Annotated in this window: 12 protein-coding genes, 1 rRNA gene and 1 pseudogene; 9 read left to right on the top strand and 5 right to left on the bottom strand. The window is 44.2% G+C overall.

Going from position 1 to position 19,517, the window contains the following annotated elements:
* The first annotated feature begins 360 nt into the window (after positions 1–360).
* The 8 genes and pseudogenes from R3O62_RS03000 to R3O62_RS02965 all read left to right on the top strand — a co-directional run bounded on the left by R3O62_RS03000 (position 361) and on the right by R3O62_RS02965 (position 10,862).
* Positions 361–1,004: pseudogene (locus R3O62_RS03000) on the top strand (TetR/AcrR family transcriptional regulator).
* 49 nt (positions 1,005–1,053) lie between these two features.
* Complete coding sequence (locus R3O62_RS02995; protein WP_032531561.1) at positions 1,054–2,406, top strand: TolC family protein; 1,353 nt, start codon at positions 1,054–1,056, stop codon at positions 2,404–2,406.
* A gap of 28 nt (positions 2,407–2,434) precedes the next feature.
* Positions 2,435–3,451 carry an efflux RND transporter periplasmic adaptor subunit gene (locus R3O62_RS02990; protein WP_005811320.1) on the top strand — a complete coding sequence of 339 codons (1,017 nt, stop codon included), beginning with the start codon at positions 2,435–2,437 and terminating at the stop codon, positions 3,449–3,451.
* 97 nt (positions 3,452–3,548) lie between these two features.
* Positions 3,549–6,707, top strand: a complete 3,159-nt coding sequence (locus tag R3O62_RS02985) for an efflux RND transporter permease subunit (protein ID WP_005782257.1) — start codon at positions 3,549–3,551, stop codon at positions 6,705–6,707.
* Positions 6,708–6,725: 18 nt separating this feature from the next.
* Complete coding sequence (locus R3O62_RS02980; protein WP_005782259.1) at positions 6,726–7,019, top strand: PG0541 family transporter-associated protein; 294 nt, start codon at positions 6,726–6,728, stop codon at positions 7,017–7,019.
* 112 nt (positions 7,020–7,131) lie between these two features.
* Positions 7,132–8,505: an SGNH/GDSL hydrolase family protein gene (locus R3O62_RS02975; protein ID WP_032531560.1), complete on the top strand. Its 1,374-nt coding sequence runs from the start codon at positions 7,132–7,134 to the stop codon at positions 8,503–8,505.
* Positions 8,492–9,388, top strand: coding sequence for an SGNH/GDSL hydrolase family protein (locus tag R3O62_RS02970; RefSeq protein ID WP_269110375.1), 897 nt, complete (start codon positions 8,492–8,494; stop codon positions 9,386–9,388). Before R3O62_RS02975 ends, R3O62_RS02970 begins: the two co-directional genes overlap by 14 nt.
* Positions 9,375–10,862, top strand: coding sequence for an MBOAT family O-acyltransferase (locus R3O62_RS02965; protein ID WP_005822100.1), 1,488 nt, complete (start codon positions 9,375–9,377; stop codon positions 10,860–10,862). Before R3O62_RS02970 ends, R3O62_RS02965 begins: the two co-directional genes overlap by 14 nt.
* 140 nt (positions 10,863–11,002) lie before the next feature.
* Here R3O62_RS02965 and R3O62_RS02960 read toward each other — a convergent pair whose 3' ends face one another.
* From R3O62_RS02960 to R3O62_RS02940, 5 genes are all read right to left on the bottom strand, one after another.
* On the bottom strand, positions 11,003–11,578 hold the full coding sequence (locus R3O62_RS02960; RefSeq protein ID WP_005811310.1) for a DUF4369 domain-containing protein: 576 nt from the start codon (positions 11,576–11,578) through the stop codon (positions 11,003–11,005).
* A 92-nt stretch (positions 11,579–11,670) separates the two neighbouring features.
* Positions 11,671–12,633, bottom strand: a complete 963-nt coding sequence (locus R3O62_RS02955; RefSeq protein ID WP_005811308.1) for a BT1926 family outer membrane beta-barrel protein — start codon at positions 12,631–12,633, stop codon at positions 11,671–11,673.
* 23 nt (positions 12,634–12,656) lie between these two features.
* A complete protein-coding gene (locus R3O62_RS02950; RefSeq protein ID WP_317472985.1) occupies positions 12,657–15,125 on the bottom strand; it encodes a hypothetical protein in 2,469 nt (822 codons plus the stop codon).
* 439 nt (positions 15,126–15,564) lie between these two features.
* On the bottom strand, positions 15,565–16,506 hold the full coding sequence (locus tag R3O62_RS02945) for a tyrosine-type recombinase/integrase (protein WP_044300976.1): 942 nt from the start codon (positions 16,504–16,506) through the stop codon (positions 15,565–15,567).
* A gap of 659 nt (positions 16,507–17,165) precedes the next feature.
* The gene (locus R3O62_RS02940) at positions 17,166–17,375 is read right to left on the bottom strand and encodes a hypothetical protein (RefSeq protein WP_234191324.1); all 210 of its coding nucleotides are present in this window, start codon (positions 17,373–17,375) and stop codon (positions 17,166–17,168) included.
* Between the two features lie 577 nt (positions 17,376–17,952).
* Between R3O62_RS02940 and R3O62_RS02935 the strand changes: the two genes are divergently transcribed.
* Positions 17,953–19,481 (top strand): 16S ribosomal RNA (locus R3O62_RS02935).
* Positions 19,482–19,517 lie beyond the last annotated feature (36 nt).

The raw sequence follows: 19,517 nt of genomic DNA, 5'->3' as shown, positions 1-19,517 counted from the left end.
GGCGATATAGATAGAGCACCCCTCTGAATGTCTGCCCTTCTCCCTCCACGGAAGAGGGGCGGGAGAGGGGTTTTCTTCTTCCCTATTCATCGGAATATATCCGTCGTTTATCGATTTTTCTCTTTCGGTGGGCGGGAATACCTTTCTGAAAGTATCTCTTAGCCTTATCTTTGCATCATTGTTTTCTGTTAACACTTGTTTCGATTTTCGTTTGGAAAGTTATAATATTTATCAAATATGTATGCATAATTAGGAAACTGATTTATCCCGTCGAGTTTTCTGCTTATCTTTGTTCAGTTTTTCGTTTCTATTAGGCGAAAACGCTGATAATCGATAGTCTAACAACAAAAGAACGGGTTAATGATTGAGAATGTGAAAGAGAACTCACAAAGAGGGGAACTAAGAGACAGAATTATTGAGACAGCTTCGGAAGCTTTTACTGCACATGGTATCAAAAGTATTACGATGGACGACATTGCTGCGTCCTTAAGTATATCGAAACGTACACTTTATGAGGTCTTTCAAGATAAAGAGAGCTTGCTGACCGAGTGTATTTTAAAGCGTCAGGAGGAGATGAATACCTTCTTGGCGGAAACTTTGGCTAACTCAAAAAATGTTCTTGAAGTTATACTTGTATGCTATCAGCGGAGCATTGAGACATTCCATCGAACGAACAAACGTTTTTTGAGGACATAAAGAAATATCCGAAAGTTCACAGCTTGCTGAAGAATTACCGGGAAAGAGACTCGGACAGTACGATCGAGTTTTTTAAGATGGGCATTAAACAGGGGATATTCAGAGATGATGTAAACTTTGCCATTGTCAACCTGTTGGTTCACGAGCAGCTCGACCTGTTGATGAATACGGATATTTGCAATAAATATTCTTTCCTCGAGGTTTACGAGGCGATTATGTTTACCTATATCCGTGGCATTTCCACAGAGAAAGGAGCACGGGTATTGGAAGATTTCATAACGGAATATAGAAAACAAAGAATACACTAAGATAGGGAAGCACAAAGAAGTTCCCAGGATAAACAACTAAAATTATTGTATGAACAAAATGAAATGTTTCTTAAGCAAAAAGATGCTTTTAGCGGTGGCTGTACTGCTCTCGGTGGGTTATGTGCAGGCACAGGAGGTTAAAGACACCTTGCAACTGACGCTTGACAAAGCACTGGAAATTGCGTTGAGTGAAAACCCCACAATGAAAGTGGCCGGCCAAGAGATTCAGCTGAAAAAAGAGGCTAAGAAGGAGGCATACGGAGGATTATTTCCGGAGATTTCGTTGACAGGTTCTTATTCGCGGACACTGAAAAAACAGACAATGGTGATGGACTTTGGCGGAGAATCGCAGACCATCCAGGTAGGTTCGGACAACTCGTATAACGGAGGACTGAATGTGAGTCTGCCCGTTTTTGCTCCGGCACTTTACAAGAGTATTAATCTGACTAAATCGGATGTAGAACTGGCTGTTGAGAAGGCACGCTCGTCAAAACTCGATCTGGTGAATCAAGTGACCAAGGCGTATTATCAACTGCTATTGGCACAGGACAGCTACGAGGTGCTTCTGCAGAGCTATGCACAGGCAGAGGCTAACTATGAAGTGGTGAAAGCCAAATACGAGCAAGGTACGGTTAGCGAGTACGATAAGATTCGCGCCGATGTACAGGTGCGCAGCCTGAAACCTTCGGTTGTTTCCGCCCGTAACGGGGTGAATCTTGCCCGTTTGCAGTTGCAGGTGCTGATGGGGATGGATACCGATGTAGCTATTGCCGCTGACGGTAACCTGAAGGATTATGAAATGGTGATGTTCCGTCGCCAGATGGAAAGCAACCAGCTGAACCTGAACAATAACAGCGATTTGAAGCAATTGGATTTAAATGCCGATTTGTTGAAGAAGACGCTGGCTGTTCAGCGGACTAACTTTATGCCGACGCTGGCTGCATCTTTCAACTATTCGTATACATCACTGAATAATGACTTTAAGATGTCACACTATAAGTGGTTTCCATATTCTACTGTCGGTTTGAGCCTGAGTATTCCTTTGTTTAAGGCAAGTAACTTTACGAAGGTGAAGCAGACCAAGATTCAGATGCAGCAATTGACCGAGAACCGTACCAACGTACAGCGTCAGTTGACTATGCAGGCCACCAGCTATCTGGACAATATGGCCGCAAGCACTGAACAGGTGGTCAGCAATAAAGAAGGAATCGTACAAGCAGAAAAGGGACGTCTCATTGCCCAGAAACGTTATGAAGTGGGAAAAGGGACTATCCTTGAACTGAACGATTCGGAAGTGGCGCTCACACAGGCCCAGTTGACCTACAATCAGTCTATTTACGACTATCTGGTTGCAAAGGCTGATCTTGATCAGGTATTGGGAAGAGAAGAGGTAACAGAGTAACTAAACACACAACAATTAAAATTTGAATATGAAAAGATGTTTCCAATTAGTAGCCCTGCTCGCCGTTGTGCTATTGGGCTCGTGCACTGGAGGAAAAGACAAAGGTGCCGCTGAAAAAACAGAAGAAAAGCCAAAAGTAAAATTGGCTGATGTAACAGCGCGCCCGGTAGAACAGATACAGGAATACACGGCAACTGTAGAAGCTGAAGTGAAGAATAACATTGCGCCTTCATCACCGGTGCGTATTGATAAAATCTTTGTAGAGGTAGGCGATCATGTATCCAAAGGACAGAGACTGGTACAGATGGATGCTGCCAACCTGAAACAGACTAAACTGCAACTGGACAACCAGGAAGTGGAGTTCAAGCGTATTGACGAACTTTATAAAGTGGGTGGTGCTTCCAAATCGGAATGGGATGCTGCGAAGATGGCCTATGACGTAAAGAAAACGGCTTACCAGAATTTGCTGGAGAATACTTCTTTGCTGAGTCCTATCAGCGGTGTGGTGACTGCCCGCAATTATGATAGCGGTGATATGTACAGCGGAGGCAATCCGGTGCTGACCGTCGAGAAGATCACTCCGGTTAAGCTGCTGATCAACGTATCCGAGGTTTACTTTACCAAAGTGAAAAAAGGTGCTCCTGTCGATGTGAAACTGGATGTTTATGGCGATGAGGCTTTCGAAGGCAAAATCAGCCTGATTTATCCGACAATCGATCCGACTACCCGTACATTCCAGGTAGAGATTCAGTTGCCTAATCAGAATCAGAAAGTACGTCCGGGAATGTTTGCCCGTGCCAGTCTGAACTTCGGTACGGAAGAGAATGTGGTTGTTCCCGATCTGGCGATTGTGAAACAGGCAGGTGCCGGTGACCGCTATGTGTATGTATACAAAGATGGAAAGGTGACATACAATAAGGTCGAACTGGGACGCCGCATGGGTGCTGAGTATGAGTTGAAGTCCGGTGTACCCAACAATTCTCAGGTAGTCATTGCCGGTCAAACCCGATTGATCAACGGCACTGAGGTAGAAGTAGAAAAATAATGAATCAATGTAACCGTATGCCGTGTGTTTCCTTATAACGTATGGGGCACCATTTACGGCATACCGGTACATTATCCACTTTTAATAATTAGGAAAAATGAGTTTATACGAAGGAGCGGTAAAAAAACCGATTATGACCTCCCTCTGCTTTCTTGCAGTGGTGATTTTTGGTCTCTTCTCTTTGTCCAAATTGCCTATCGACTTGTATCCGGATATCGATACGAATACGATCATGGTAATGACCGCCTATCCCGGAGCAAGTGCTTCGGATATAGAAAACAACGTGACTCGTCCGTTGGAGAATACGCTGAATGCTGTCAGCAACCTGAAGCATATCACTTCCCGTTCGTCCGAAAATATGTCTCTGATTACATTAGAGTTTGAATATGGTAACGATATCGATGTACTGACAAATGATGTACGCGACAAACTGGATATGGTCAGCTCTCAGCTGCCGGATGATGTGGAGAACCCCATCATCTTCAAGTTCAGTACCGACATGATTCCAATTGTACTGCTGTCGGTACAAGCTAATGAAAGCCAGTCGGCATTATATAAGATTCTGGACGACCGTGTTGTTAACCCGTTGGCACGTATCCCCGGTGTGGGTACGGTATCCATCAGTGGTGCGCCCCAACGTGAGATTCAGGTCTATTGTGACCCTAACAAACTGGAAGCCTATAATCTGACCATTGAAACAATCAGTTCGATTATTGGTGCCGAGAACAAAAATATCCCCGGTGGTAACTTCGATATCGGTAACGAGACTTATTCGCTGCGTGTTGAAGGAGAGTTTGACGATTCGCGCCAACTGGAAGATGTTGTAGTAGGTAGTTACAATGGGGCAAATATTTATTTGCGTGATGTGGCCCGGGTAGTCGATACGGTAGAAGAGCGCGCTCAGGAAACATATAATAATGGAGTGAAAGGTGCCATGATTGTCGTACAGAAGCAATCGGGAGCCAATTCCGTAGATATCTCCAAGAAAGTGGCCGAGGCCCTGCCTAAGTTGCAGAAGAATTTGCCGAGTGATGTGAAGCTGGGAGTGATTGTCGATACATCGGACAACATCCTCAACACCATCGACAGTTTGGCCGAGACCGTATTGTATGCCCTTTTATTCGTTGTCATCGTGGTGTTCCTTTTCTTGGGACGTTGGCGTGCGACATTGATTATATGTATCACTATTCCGCTTTCGCTGATTGCCTCGTTTATTTACCTGGCCGTCACCGGAAATACGATTAACATCATCTCACTTTCGTCCCTTTCTATTGCCATCGGTATGGTGGTGGACGATGCGATTGTGGTACTTGAAAATGTGACGACCCACATCGAACGTGGTTCCGATCCGAAACAGGCTGCGGTGCACGGAACCAATGAGGTGGCTATCTCCGTTATTGCTTCCACACTGACCATGATTGCGGTGTTCTTCCCGTTGACGATGGTAAGTGGTATGTCCGGAGTGATGTTTAAGCAGTTGGGATGGATGATGTGTGCCATCATGTTTATCTCTACTGTGGCTGCTTTGTCATTGACCCCGATGCTCTGTTCGCAGTTGTTGCGTTTACAGAAGAAGCAATCGAAGACCTTCAAGCTCCTTTTCGGCCCTATTGAGAAAGGACTGGATGCTTTGGATACAGGCTATGCCCATATGTTGAACTGGGCAGTTCGGCATCGTCCGATTGTTATCTTTGGTTGTATCGTGTTCTTTGTCGTCAGCCTGTTCTGTGCCAAGAGCATCGGTACTGAATTCTTCCCGGCGCAGGATAATGCCCGTATCGCAGTTCAGCTGGAGTTACCTATCGGAACACGCAAAGAGCTGGCACAAGAGATTTCGGAGAAACTGACTAACCAATGGCTGAACAAATATAAAGGTGTAATGACTGTATGTAACTATACGGTAGGACAGGCCGACTCAGACAATACCTGGGCCTCTATGCAGGATAACGGTTCGCACATTATATCGTTCAACATCAGTCTGGTCGATCCGGGTGATCGTGATATCAGCCTTGAACAAGTCTGTGACGAAATGCGTGAAGATCTGAAGAAATATCCGGAGTTCAGCAAAGCGCAGGTCATCCTGGGTGGTAGTAACACAGGTATGTCTGCTCAGGCAAGTGCCGACTTTGAGGTATATGGTTATAGTATGGAGGAAACCGATAGCGTAGCTGCACGTCTGAAACGTGAGTTGCTCAATGTGAAAGGTGTGTCGGAAGTCAACATCAGCCGTAGTGACTATCAGCCCGAGTATCAGGTAGACTTCGATCGTGAGAAACTGGCTTTGCACGGATTGAATCTGGCAACCGCCGGTAATTATCTGCGTAACCGTATCAATGGTGCCATTGCCTCTAAATACCGTGAGGATGGAGACGAATATGACATTAAAGTGCGTTATGCGCCGGAACACCGTACAAGTATTGAAAGCATCGAGAATATCCTTATTTATAACAGTCGTGGAGAAGCCGTACGCGTAAAAGAGCTTGGAAAGGTTGTCGAACGTTTTGCGCCACCTACCATCGAGCGTAAAGACCGTGAACGTATTGTGACCGTATCGGCGGTTATCTCCGGCGAAGCATTGGGTAACGTGGTAAATGCGGGTAACGCCATTATCGATAAGATGGATATTCCGTCGGATGTAACAATTCAGGTAGCCGGTTCATACGAAGACCAGCAAGATTCGTTCCGTGACTTGGGTACACTTGCTATCCTTATTGTCGTACTGGTATTTATTGTAATGGCAGCGCAGTTCGAATCATTGACTTATCCGTTTATCATTATGTTCTCATTGCCATTTGCTTTCAGTGGGGTATTGATGGCCCTTTTCTTCACAAAGAGCACACTGAGTGTGATGAGTTTGTTGGGGGCCATCATGTTGATCGGTATCGTTGTAAAGAATGGTATTGTGCTTATCGACTACATCACCCTTTGCCGTGAGCGTGGATTGGCAGTGCTTAACTCCGTTGTAACAGCCGGCAAGAGCCGTCTTCGCCCGGTATTGATGACCACTGCTACTACTGTCCTCGGTATGATTCCGATGGCAATCGGTGGCGGACAGGGTTCGGAGATGTGGAGTCCGATGGCGATTGCCGTAATTGGCGGTTTGACGGTTTCTACCATTCTGACCTTGATTCTCATCCCTACTTTATACTGTGTGTTTGCCGGTACAGGTATCAAGCATCAGCGTAAAGTGTTGAGACGCAAACGTGAGCTGGAAGCTTACTTTGAGGAGCATAAAGATGAAATGATTAAGAAATAATAAAGAAGAAATCAAGATATGAAATCAGTATTAATCACATTCGATCAGGCTTATTTCGAACGTATCATTGCTTTGCTGGACCGTTTGAGTTGCCGTGGTTTCACCTATTTGGAACGGGTACAGGGACGTGGCTCGAAGACAGGCGATCCCCACTTCGGCAGCCATGCCTGGCCCAGTATGTGTTCGGCCATCATCACGGTGGTGGACGACAAGAAGGTTGACCCGTTGCTGGATGCATTGCATAAGATGGACATGCAGACAGAGCAGCTTGGCCTGAGAGCTTTTGTCACCAACGTGGAGCGGAGCATTTAACGCCTGCCGACAGATAACATCAGAGGAGAATCTCATTAATTTAATGTAGATTCTCCTCTCTTTTTATGGGTTTTATCTATCTTTGCAACTTCTTATTAAATTAAGAGCGTGCATGAAAAATTATTTGAAATATTCGTTGTGGCTGACATTGATTGTCTTGTTTGCATTGATCGGAATGCATTGGCTGCCGGCTATAACGATCGACGGACATACAATGAGACGGGTAGATTTGCTGAGTGATGTCCGTATGCCTGAACCTGATAAAGATGAAGCGGAAGCGGACAGCCTGCCTCCGGTCCCGGTAGTGAAACCTGCATTTGTAGATACGTGTCGCAGTGGGATGACCTGTATCGAAGATTATAGTGACTCTACGATGCGGGGAATGACTCCTTTTTATCGTGCCTTGGACGAGATTCAATCGAAAGGCCGGTTGGTGCGGATAGCGGTATTTGGCGATTCTTTTATTGAGGCAGATATTTTCACTGCCGATCTTCGTGAGATGTTGCAGAAACGTTTCGGTGGGTGTGGTGTCGGTTTTGTTACCATTACTTCGATGACCAGTGGATACCGTCCGACGGTACGTCATTCTTTTGGCGGATGGTCCAGTCATGCGGTGACCGATAGCGTTTATTTCGACAAAAAGAAGCAAGGAGTTTCCGGACACTACTTTGTTCCTCGTGAAGGGGCCTATGTCGAACTCCGGGGGCAGAATAAATATGCTTCCCTGCTCGATACTTGCCAGACAGCTTCCATCTTTTTCTATAACAAAGGTGAAGTCAGCCTTTCCGTTCGTGTCAACCGTGGTGAGACTGATACACGGGAATTCCCTTCTACCGGCAGTTTGCAGCAGATGAAGGTAAACGGTCGCATCGGCTCGGTGCGCTGGGATATCAATCAGGCAGATTCTACTTTATTTTATGGATTGGCAATGGATGGTACGCAAGGGATTATTGTCGACAATTTCTCGTTGCGCGGCAGTTCGGGACTCTCGCTTCGCAGCATTCCGTCAAAGATGCTGCAAGAGTTTAATGCCCAGCGTCCCTACGACTTGATTATTCTGGAATATGGTCTGAATGTTGCGACCGAGCGGGGACGGAACTACGATCCTTATAAGAAAGGCCTTCTTACGGCCATAAACCACTTGAAAGAGTGTTTTCCACAATCCGGTTTTTTGTTGCTGAGTGTGGGTGACCGCGATTATAAGACCGATACCGGCGAATTACGCACGATGCCCGGTGTGAAAAACCTGATTCGCTATCAGCAAAGCATAGCAGCGGAAAGCGGAATTGCTTTCTGGAACATGTTTGAGGCTATGGGAGGTGACGGAAGTATGGCAGGGTTGGTACATGCCAAGCCTTCTTTGGCTAATTATGATTATACACACATCAACTTCCGGGGTGGACGTCACCTGGCAGGACTACTATACGAAACATTGATTTATGGAAAAGAACAGTATGAAAGGAGAAAGGCCTATGAGGCTGAATAGACGGTTGGGGGTGTTACTCCTTTTGTTTTCCGGAATTTTTTCGGTTCAGGCACAAGATCTTTTGCCTGCCTGCCCGCGGATGGACAAGGGTACGAAAGCCTGCAAGCCGATGCGTGAACCGGGGTCGCTGGGAGATACTGTTTCTGTGAAAGTTACTTTTCCCATAGCCTTCAGAGGAGTGGGGAGAAATGAAATCATAGACAGCCTGGGAGTGTTGACTCCCATACTTGAGCGTTTACGGCTGGTGCAAAACGGAAGTTCGGAGGATACCGTACGTATTGTTCATATTGGTGACAGCCACATACGCGGACACATCTTTCCCCGTACTACCGGTGCCCGGCTGACAGAAACATTTGGAGCGGTGTCCTATACGGATATGGGAGTCAATGGAGCTACTTGCCTGACGTTTACTCATCCTGACCGTATTGCGGCTATTGCAGCCTTGAAACCCGAGCTGTTGGTTCTTTCGTTTGGAACGAATGAAAGTCATAACCGGAAGTACAATTCGAATGTGCATTACCGGCAGATGGAGGAACTGCTCGGATTGTTGCGCGACAGTTTGCCAGATGTACCTATCTTGCTGACTACTCCTCCGGGATCTTACGAGAGTTTCCGTCAACGTCGCCGGCGTCGTACTTATGCTGTCAATCCCCGTACGGTAACAGCAGTGAATACAATCCATGATTTTGCCCGCCGCCACAAGTTGGTGGTGTGGGATATGTACAATATCGTAGGCGGAAGCCTGCGTGCCTGCAAAAACTGGATAGATGCGGGACTGATGCGTCCGGATCATGTGCACTATCTTCCCGAAGGCTATACACTTCAGGGAGAATTATTATATGAAGCCATTATTAAAGCCTATAATGAGTATGTTTCCCATTGATATCGATTTTAGCCGCCTGTTGGAGGCCTTTAAATACAATCCGGATGCTCCGATGATATTCAGCAGTGGAATTTTCCTCTGGCTCTTCGCTGCGTTCATGGTAATCTATACACTGTTGCAGCACCGCAACACAGCGCGTATTTTATTTGTCGCTCTTTTCTCTTATTATTTTTATTATAAGAGTAGTGGTACTTATTTCTTCCTGCTCGCCATTGTCACCGTTACCGATTTTGTGATAGCCTGGCTGATGGATCGGACCGATGTCCGCTGGAAGCGTAAACTATGGGTAATACTTAGTGTATCGGTCAATTTAGGATTGCTCTGCTACTTCAAATACACTAATTTTCTTGGTGGTGTCATTGCTTCGCTGATGGGGGGAGAGTTCACCGCACTCGATATCTTTTTGCCTGTCGGCATCTCTTTCTTCACCTTCCAGTCGTTAAGTTATACTATCGATGTTTACCGGAGAGAGATCAAGCCCCTTACCAGTTTACTGGACTATGCCTTTTATGTTTCTTTCTTTCCTCAGTTGGTGGCAGGCCCTATCGTGCGGGCACGCGATTTTATTCCGCAAATTCGTAAACCATTGTATGTGTCACAAGAGATGTTCGGTAGAGGCATTTTCCTGATTGTCGCCGGATTGTTCAAAAAAGCGGTTATTTCCGATTATATCAGTGTCAACTTTGTGGAGCGTATTTTTGACAATCCTACGCTTTATTCGGGAGTTGAGAATCTGATGGGACTTTATGGTTATGCCTTGCAGATTTATTGTGATTTTTCAGGATACAGTGATATGGCAATCGGTATCGCCCTTTTGCTTGGTTTTCATTTCAATCTGAATTTTAATTCTCCGTATAAGTCAGCCTCGATCACCGAGTTCTGGAGGCGTTGGCACATTTCGTTGTCGAGTTGGTTGCGCGATTATCTTTATATCTCCTTGGGGGGTAACCGACATGGAAAGTTCCGTCAGTATCTCAATCTGATTATTACCATGTTTCTCGGTGGATTGTGGCACGGGGCTTCCTGGAATTTTGTATTGTGGGGCACTTTTCATGGTGTGGCACTTGCTCTACACAAAGCGTGGATGTCTATCGCCGGAAGGAAAAAAGGGGAGACCAGTCACGGCATTCGGCGGGTATTGGGTGTCATTATTACCTTCCACTTTGTTTGTTTCTGCTGGATTTTCTTCCGTAACGCCGATTTTCATAATTCAATGGATATGTTGAACCAGATTTTTACGGCTTTTCGTCCCCAGCTTTTTCCGCAACTGATTGAGGGATATTGGCGGGTATTTGCACTGATGGTAGTCGGGTTTCTGCTTCATTTTGCTCCGGATAGTTGGGAAAATGCTGTTTGTCGTGGAGTTATCAAACTCCCTTTCCTTGGCAAGGCCCTTGTGATGGTGGCTATGATCTATCTGGTTATCCAAATGAAGAGTAGTGAAATTCAGCCGTTCATCTACTTCCAGTTCTGATACATTCTGTACCGGTTGGGGCAAGGGAGAGAAAAAGAAACCGGAAACCTCCTCACGGAGCTTTCCGGTGCAACACTAAAAGTACCGGGCAGGCAGAGAACTAGGTAAAACTCCTGCCTGTGTGTTCCGGTATGTTTTCCCTAACCGATGCCGAGTGTTTTTCGTGCTTCGGCCTGTTGCTTTTCGTTTAGTTTGTTTTGATAGGCTTTATATAAATACTTTCCTACAGGGCTGCCGGCGTGTTTCACAATCTGTTCCAACACAAATCCCGCAAAAGCTTCTTTAATTTCTTTTATCTCTTTCCCGGTGAAATCCCGGTCTTTGAACCGGTCGATGGCTACCAAGGTCTGCATCATCTCCTCGTTCAGTCCGGTGCCTTCCACCAGTACGATGTCTCCTACTTTTGTGTTGATCTCTCCCGGTTCCAGAACTATGGGTAGAGTGATGGGGAACCGGTCGCTGTCAGTTTCCTGAATAAAGAGTTCCCTCACTTCAGGAGCATTTATTTTTCCACTGAACACAAAGCGTCCTTCACTGACCGTAGTGCTGTCATATCTCACTGTGCCTTTGACAGCATCTTGCAGATAGATGGTTCTGCCTTCCAGTTTCTCGTTGGTCACTATTCCTCTGAGGTGGTAAGTCCCTTCTTGGGGTGCATGGTTGCAGGCTCCCATTATGAGGACTATCAACAAAATTCCTGTGAGTTCTCTTTTCATCTTCTTCTTATCTATCCTATGGTTTAGAAAAAATCACCCCATACATACCCGAAGGTAGAACGGGGTGATCTTTCGTAGTATTCTGGACTTATTTAAAATCTAAATCCTATTTTCAGGTTGGGCAGAGCAAACAAGTTGATGTTGTGATGTCCTACCTTATAGACGGGTGTTCCTTTCGGGATAATCTGAATCATGTCGTAGCGATAAGCTACCGGTTGAACTTCAAATCCCAGGATCAGTCCTTTGCTGAGGCTGTATTCGATACCCGCAACGGCTGCTGCGCGTAAACCGAATATCTGTCCGGCTTTGCTGTTGGGGATATAAACCTCCAGGGGAGTACCTGTGACGTCTCCATCGTCTACGACCGGACTATTGTCCTGTCCGCTCGGATCTTGACTCGGTTGTAAATTGGTATCATCTCCATCTGTGTCCATATCTTTATCATTTACCATGACTCCGGTATACGGAAGTGTGGTTTCTATTCTTCCCATTTGCCAGCCCAGCAGGCCACCTACATACAGATTGATGCGTTCGTTTTTTGTGTTGAAGTAATAGTTTGAGCCAATATTAACCGACCAGTTGTTTTTGATTCTGCCTTCCATATATTGAAGAGCCGGAATCTGCATATCGGTAACCGTCTTGTCTCCCTCGATATAATCCTTTTTGGGGGTTACACCGATGTTCATGCTGAACATCAGATTAACATCCCAACGGTCTGTCAGGAAGTATTTTCCCTGTATACCGATGATATTGACCAAATTATTAGAATTCAAATCTCCCAGTTGAAGGTAAGTAGCCGGATCGGATGACTGGTGTCCGGATGTATTGCCTAATCCTACATTCGGAAAGCTATAGTTTTGTCCGTTCCAGTAGGTAGGCAACAGATAGTTCTCCGTATTGTTGTTGAACATCTGCGAACTACCCAGTATCATGGATACTTGCCACTGACCTTTTTTAGGAGCAAACGACGCATCATCGCTGCTGCTGTATTGCTGCGCCATCACAGGCGCAACAGTACATACAGACAGAAGGATTATGCATAGTTTCTTTATCATATATATTCTTCTTTAATTTTTTATTATTCAGCTGCGTAAGCGTCCAAGAGTTTCTTCAGGGTTGCGTTCAAGCCGTCCACTGCTGCTTGCTTTTCGTCTACTGTTCTTTGAGCCTTTTCGATATCTTGTTTAAGCAGGTCAAGATACTGTTCATTGCCTTCGTTACTGGTATATCCGAATTTCTCAAACAAAGCAATTTTGTTGTCAATAGCTTCTACAGCGTTCTTGGCTTTGGTAATAATTCCTTCTTGATATTCAAGTAAAGCTGCCAAAGTCTTAGCCTCTTCGCTTACCTTATAGGTGTGGCTGTCGGCATCATAATACGTATAGTAGAAGTATCCATCTTCCATAGCTCTTTCAACAAGGGCGATTTCAGCTTTAATCTTGGAATACTCAGTTACGACATTACCCAAAAGTGGTTTTTGTTCGTTAGAAGTATAGTAGTCTTTGTAAGGGTTACCTTCAGAGAAAATATTGTTTTGATGTTCCGACTTATTGCCTTTAATCAGGTAGCAAGCCAATTCTGCCTGCCACAATGCGGCGTTTTCATCTTTAACCTGTGCTTCCAGTTTTTCTATGTTTTCGTTGATAGCTTCCACTTCCGCAAGTACAGGATCTGCTTCTGCCTTGATCTTGGCATACAAAGCCTGCCATTTGTCGAGGTTAGCCAGATAGTTAGATTCCTGGGCTAAATTGGAGTATTTAATGAATGAACCTGAATTTTCGTCGGGATCTTCAATCAACTGAGAAACATTTTTGGGCATATCATATTTATTTGCTGATACTTCTTTAGGTTCGATGCTTTTTTCAAGATTAAGCGTTGAACCACCGAACAGTGCTTGATTAGCCTCCAAGAAGGCAGAGAGTGTGCTACCTTCAGCTTTAGCATTGAATGATGTTGCAAGAATTTCATTGCCGATTAATGAACTTATATCGTCACTTACTGCAGTTGCAATTGCTTCATTGAAAGTAGCCAGATTAGCGTCCGTTAAAGCGTCTTTATAAGTAGTAGCGAATTCTACGTTAAAACCGTCTACCGCTTTTCTCTTTCCAAGGTATCCCAATATGGAGGTACGCAGTGTGTTGGCTGTTTCCAACTTCTTGTCTTCAGCTTTTAAGCTGTTATAAGTTGTGATCTCTTTCTTAATCGCTTGATAAGTGTTGGCTCCTTTATAGTTATTATAAGCCTTCAGTGCTCCTACATAAGCAACGTATGCGTCGATCCATGTGATAGAATCAGCTTTGAACTGGGCGTAAGCCGGTTTCTTATCAATTTCTAAACGCTTAAGTTCATTCTCAAATTTAGCTTTGTATGCATCCAGTAATTTTCCGCTGGCATCGAATGCTTCGCTATTCTCTCCTTGATAATATGCCTTTATAGCATTGGCGATGGCTCCTATTTTAGTTGCTTTTTCATTGAGGCTAAGATCTTTAACTACTACATCTTTCTTCATGGTGTATTGGTATTTCAGCAGTTCTGCATCCCAAGCATCCTCAACAAAGATTTTATCAAGATCTTCAACGAGTGCGTTTTCACCCTCTTCGCTTGACAATGCGCTGTATAATCCGCTCACCAAAGCAGGATCTACATCTGCCTTAGCCAAAGTATAAGCAGAGGATTGGGCGTTCAGCTTTATCTTTTCTTCAATAATTTGTTGATTAATAGGGAAGATCGGTTTTCTCATTTCTTCGATTTTGGTATAGGCTTCATCTTCTTTAGCGTCAAGAGCCTGCAGGTCTTCTTTATACCCTTTCAGTTTTTCTGCGAGAGCTTTGCTGTCTGTACCTGTTGCGTCCAGCGCTTTGTATTCTTCCAATAAATTTTGCTGGATTTCCAGTGTTTTAGTGGCGTGTGTTTTATCCAATTGCAATTCTTCCAGATAATATTTGTTTTGAGATAAGTAGTTAATCTCGGCAACTTCTGCTTTCATCAACTCTGATTTTGCATTCGCTAAATCAGCTAATGCACCATAGCTGGAATTTGTTGTAGTAGTTGTTTCTCCATTGGTGGTAGACTCGGATTTATATGTAAATCCAACTAATAAGTTCCGATACTTCCGGATTTCTTTGGTATACACATCATCCTTCATTGTCAGCAAAGCCACTTCGATATCCATCAAGGCTTTTTTGTTGTTATACTCAGCTTGTGCAGTAAGTGTCTGTAGATTGAACATCTTTGCTTTGAACTCTTCAGTTCTCTTTTGAGCTTCAGCTTCCCAATAAGCTTTTTGTTCTGCTGTTTTAGCTTGTTCTACTTCTAAACTGCATTTTTTCAGTTCCAAGTCAACTTGATCTTTCTCAAGCTTAACTTTTTCCCGTTCTACCTTGACCAGTTGGATTTCGGTCAATGCACTTTCATAGGCGGCTTTTGCCTTAATGAATTCCGCTTTCGCTCCGCGAAGTTGTTCGATTCCTGCCGGTTCATCATTATCGATACATCCGGTGAATGTTGTAGTTGCCCCTCCCACTAAGAGCGCAGCTACGAGTCTCATACCTCTGTTTTTAAGTGTTAATAAAAAATGTTATGTAAGTAAATCAATGTTTTTCTCTTGCCAATTCCGGCTTTGCCTCTATCTGTATAATACCTCTATCTACCGTTACTTTATAGGTAACAGTAAATGAATCGTTTGGGACGTAAGAAGCGTCTTGTAGGGGAATCCAGGAGTTGGAAAGTGAATCTTATATGTAATAAGGTATAATAAAAGAGTGACTCTTTGCTTCCATAATAAGCAAAGAGGGGAAGAAGCATGCAATTCTTTGAGACAACTTCACAACAAACCGGAGCCTGTGGGAATCATTTTCTATCTATGAAGGAATTATTTTCTCTTTGTCTTGAAAAAAAATGTTTCTTAATTTGCTTTTTTGTGAAAAAAGGTATATGTTTGCCAAACACTTACAAAAGAGTTACCTATAAAGTAACAGAGCTGTTAATCAGTAATTTAATTTGGTATATGCCTCTCTCGCATATTTAATTATGCTCTTATTTGTTTCATCTAATTTCTTAATATTGAAAGGCTTCAAATAAGTCTCCGTCACTTTAATGGAGGAGTGTCCCATTGCTTCACTGATAATCCCCGGATGCACTTCCAGATAGTAGGCAAGTGTTGCCCATGTATGGCGTGCGGTGTACGAACTGATATTGCTGTTGAATCCAAGTAGATTCGCCAACTTTGCCAATTGATAATTGAATGTCCGTAATGCTTGCTGATATACTCTATAATTATCTTGACTTTTCTCGTTTTCTTCCAATATTGGAAATAGGTAAGTAGCGTCCGGATCTGTATTCTTCCATTCGTCGATGATATCCATGGCTTCTTTCGGCACAGTGACGGTGAGTGGACTGCCTGTTTTGTGGCGGTGATATGTGAGCGTATTTCCATCTAAGTCAGTCTTTTGCAGATAAGCCAGATCTACAAACGGAAGACCTCGCAATAAGAACATCAATACGAACAATTGATGGGTACGTCGCAAGGTTTCAGTCTGTTTCCGGGTAGACTGTGTATTGAGCAATCGCCCCATGTCTTCCGGTCTCAGTGCTCGTTTGATGTCTGTTCGAGTGCCGGTGTATACCTTTTTGAAGAGTCTGGGCATGTATGGTGCCAACTTTCGGTCTACAGCCCGATTATAAACTGCCCGCAGGACTCGCATATAGGTCGATACTGTATTCCAGCTATTCCCTCGACTTCTCAAGAAGTACTCAAAGCGCTTCAGTAGTTCCGGTTTTATCTGTCGGAAATGGATTTCTTCTTTTCCCAGAAAAGTAATGAATGCATTTTTACTTGCTTGATAAATGTGGGCTGTTCCCAGTGCATTGCCCGTTTTTAGATTTTCGATCATGGTATCCATGAATCGGGTAAAGTTCTTCTCTTTCATACGTAAGTGTTGCTTGGTTCCTAGTTTTTTCTTTGGAACAAGATAGAAATTTTTGTCGGAGGAAGAAAATGGAGTAGGGGATATGTGGCAAATCTGTATATCTTTTTTTGATGTTTTTCTTCTGAACCGTTTCCTTGTCTCGCAAAAATCGGCTCCACAGCCCCCTGTACGTTCACTTTATTTGGTTTAAAACCAGCTCACCTTTTGTTTTAAGGGTACCGCCCCTTCTGGTTTCCATTTCCCGCAGCATTTTTGAAAATCCCTTGCAACCATACTTACCCGAATCGCAACTATCCCTTTCCGTCCGCCTTGTATCCCTCTTTTCGATAAACAATCCTTCTTCTCTCCATCTTCTTCATTTCCAATACTTTCCTGCCTTTATCCTCTTCCTTCTCCGTCGTTTGATTTAACGCTGTGTTAAATCAAGTCTTTTGTCTTCAAATAACAAACCTTTTAAATGTAAAAGCTTTGTTATTTCCGCTCTTAAAACAAATGTTCCCTCAATCGCATTAACAATGTTAACGCCAAAAGCCGCTGGATTTCCGATTTCTCTACTCAATCTTGTCGCAACCGGAGAGTACTGAAAAGACTGTATCCCGTGAAATCCTCCTCTTTTTTACAGATACTTCTGACAAGGATACAACCCTGCCAGCAACTTTTTATGTTTTCGCCTGATTCCTTACAGGTGTTTCTGAGAATAATAAAATCCCTTGACTAAGTTTTGTTTTTCCCTTTTCCGTCTGTCCGTATCCCGCTCTTTCCCTTTTTGTCCTCCTGGTCTTCTTTCCTTCTTTCCTTCTTTCTTCTTTTCCCTCTATATTATAATAATGTGTCCCCCTTTTCCCTTTCCCTCCCTTTTCAAAAAACATGTTTAACAACAGCTCTATTCCTCAGCCACTTACAATAAAATTCACTTTTTATTCAAAAAAAGACCTTTAATAATTTGTCTTGTATTGGTAAATCCCGTACTTTTGCACCCGCTTTCCAAGAGAAGGAAAGTTTATTGAAATTGACATGTTGCAAAAGCGCTCGGATCCGCTTAAGAGATCTACCCGAAAAATATTTCCGAATTTATTTGGTTATATACTTAAAAAGTAGTTATCTTTGCCGTCCGATTCGCAAAGAAAAGGCAGTTTCTTTTCTTGGTTCTTTTCCTATCTATAGATAGTTTAAGATTTTCCTTCGAAAGAAACATTTTTTAAAAAAAAACTTCCAAAACATTTGGTGTTTTAAAATAAACCTTTTACCTTTGCACCCGCTTTTAAAACGAAGCGCAATCGAAAAGAAGAGTTCTTTGAAAAATTGATAAACAATACAAGTAGTACAAGTAAATTTAGAACCGTCAATACTTATTATATAGGTATATGAAAAATGACCGTCAATAAATTTTCGACATCCTGAACAGAGCTAATATTGTCCCTTATTGGGATATATAACAATACTTTTACAATGAAGAGTTTGATCCTGGCTCAGGATGAACGCTAGCTACAGGCTTAACACATGCAAGTCGAGGGGCATCAGGAAGAAAGCTTGCTTTCTTTGCTGGCGACCGGCGCACGGGTGAGTAACACGTATCCAACCTGCCCTTTACTCGGGGATAGCCTTTCGAAAGAAAGATTAATACCCGATGGGATAATGATTCCGCATGGTTTGATTATTAAAGGATTCCGGTAAAGGATGGGGATGCGTTCCATTAGGTTGTTGGTGAGGTAACGGCTCACCAAGCCTTCGATGGATAGGGGTTCTGAGAGGAAGGTCCCCCACATTGGAACTGAGACACGGTCCAAACTCCTACGGGAGGCAGCAGTGAGGAATATTGGTCAATGGGCGCGAGCCTGAACCAGCCAAGTAGCGTGAAGGATGACTGCCCTATGGGTTGTAAACTTCTTTTATATTAGAATAAAGTGCAGTATGTATACTGTTTTGTATGTATAATATGAATAAGGATCGGCTAACTCCGTGCCAGCAGCCGCGGTAATACGGAGGATCCGAGCGTTATCCGGATTTATTGGGTTTAAAGGGAGCGTAGGTGGACTGGTAAGTCAGTTGTGAAAGTTTGCGGCTCAACCGTAAAATTGCAGTTGATACTGTCAGTCTTGAGTACAGTAGAGGTGGGCGGAATTCGTGGTGTAGCGGTGAAATGCTTAGATATCACGAAGAACTCCGATTGCGAAGGCAGCTCACTGGACTGCAACTGACACTGATGCTCGAAAGTGTGGGTATCAAACAGGATTAGATACCCTGGTAGTCCACACAGTAAACGATGAATACTCGCTGTTTGCGATATACAGTAAGCGGCCAAGCGAAAGCATTAAGTATTCCACCTGGGGAGTACGCCGGCAACGGTGAAACTCAAAGGAATTGACGGGGGCCCGCACAAGCGGAGGAACATGTGGTTTAATTCGATGATACGCGAGGAACCTTACCCGGGCTTAAATTGCAGTGGAATGATGTGGAAACATGTCAGTGAGCAATCACCGCTGTGAAGGTGCTGCATGGTTGTCGTCAGCTCGTGCCGTGAGGTGTCGGCTTAAGTGCCATAACGAGCGCAACCCTTATCTTTAGTTACTAACAGGTCATGCTGAGGACTCTGGAGAGACTGCCGTCGTAAGATGTGAGGAAGGTGGGGATGACGTCAAATCAGCACGGCCCTTACGTCCGGGGCTACACACGTGTTACAATGGGGGGTACAGAAGGCAGCTACCTGGTGACAGGATGCTAATCCCAAAAGCCTCTCTCAGTTCGGATCGAAGTCTGCAACCCGACTTCGTGAAGCTGGATTCGCTAGTAATCGCGCATCAGCCACGGCGCGGTGAATACGTTCCCGGGCCTTGTACACACCGCCCGTCAAGCCATGGGAGCCGGGGGTACCTGAAGTACGTAACCGCAAGGAGCGTCCTAGGGTAAAACTGGTGACTGGGGCTAAGTCGTAACAAGGTAGCCGTACCGGAAGGTGCGGCTGGAACACCTCCTTTCTGGAGCGATGTTGAAAACGACGTTCATTGGTTCTA

This window comes from Bacteroides hominis (assembly GCF_033042785.2).
Taxonomy (GTDB): domain Bacteria; phylum Bacteroidota; class Bacteroidia; order Bacteroidales; family Bacteroidaceae; genus Bacteroides; species Bacteroides hominis.
Note: the sequence above shows the minus strand (reverse complement) of the source record. Positions and strands in the feature narration are given on the sequence as shown.

Excerpts from the sequence above, each read along its gene's own strand:
- R3O62_RS02960 (WP_005811310.1), bottom strand. The coding sequence starts at position 11,578 with ATGAAAAGAGAACTCACAGGAATTTTGTTGATAGTCCTCATAATGGGA.
- R3O62_RS02980 (WP_005782259.1), top strand. The coding sequence starts at position 6,726 with ATGAAATCAGTATTAATCACATTCGATCAGGCTTATTTCGAACGTATC.
- R3O62_RS02990 (WP_005811320.1), top strand. The coding sequence starts at position 2,435 with ATGAAAAGATGTTTCCAATTAGTAGCCCTGCTCGCCGTTGTGCTATTG.
- R3O62_RS02995 (WP_032531561.1), top strand. The coding sequence starts at position 1,054 with ATGAACAAAATGAAATGTTTCTTAAGCAAAAAGATGCTTTTAGCGGTG.
- R3O62_RS02955 (WP_005811308.1), bottom strand. The coding sequence starts at position 12,633 with ATGATAAAGAAACTATGCATAATCCTTCTGTCTGTATGTACTGTTGCG.
- R3O62_RS02985 (WP_005782257.1), top strand. The coding sequence starts at position 3,549 with ATGAGTTTATACGAAGGAGCGGTAAAAAAACCGATTATGACCTCCCTC.
- R3O62_RS02965 (WP_005822100.1), top strand. The coding sequence starts at position 9,375 with ATGTTTCCCATTGATATCGATTTTAGCCGCCTGTTGGAGGCCTTTAAA.
- R3O62_RS02975 (WP_032531560.1), top strand. The coding sequence starts at position 7,132 with ATGAAAAATTATTTGAAATATTCGTTGTGGCTGACATTGATTGTCTTG.
- R3O62_RS02940 (WP_234191324.1), bottom strand. The coding sequence starts at position 17,375 with ATGTTTTTTGAAAAGGGAGGGAAAGGGAAAAGGGGGACACATTATTAT.
- R3O62_RS02945 (WP_044300976.1), bottom strand. The coding sequence starts at position 16,506 with ATGAAAGAGAAGAACTTTACCCGATTCATGGATACCATGATCGAAAAT.
- R3O62_RS02970 (WP_269110375.1), top strand. The coding sequence starts at position 8,492 with ATGAGGCTGAATAGACGGTTGGGGGTGTTACTCCTTTTGTTTTCCGGA.
- R3O62_RS02950 (WP_317472985.1), bottom strand. The coding sequence starts at position 15,125 with ATGAGACTCGTAGCTGCGCTCTTAGTGGGAGGGGCAACTACAACATTC.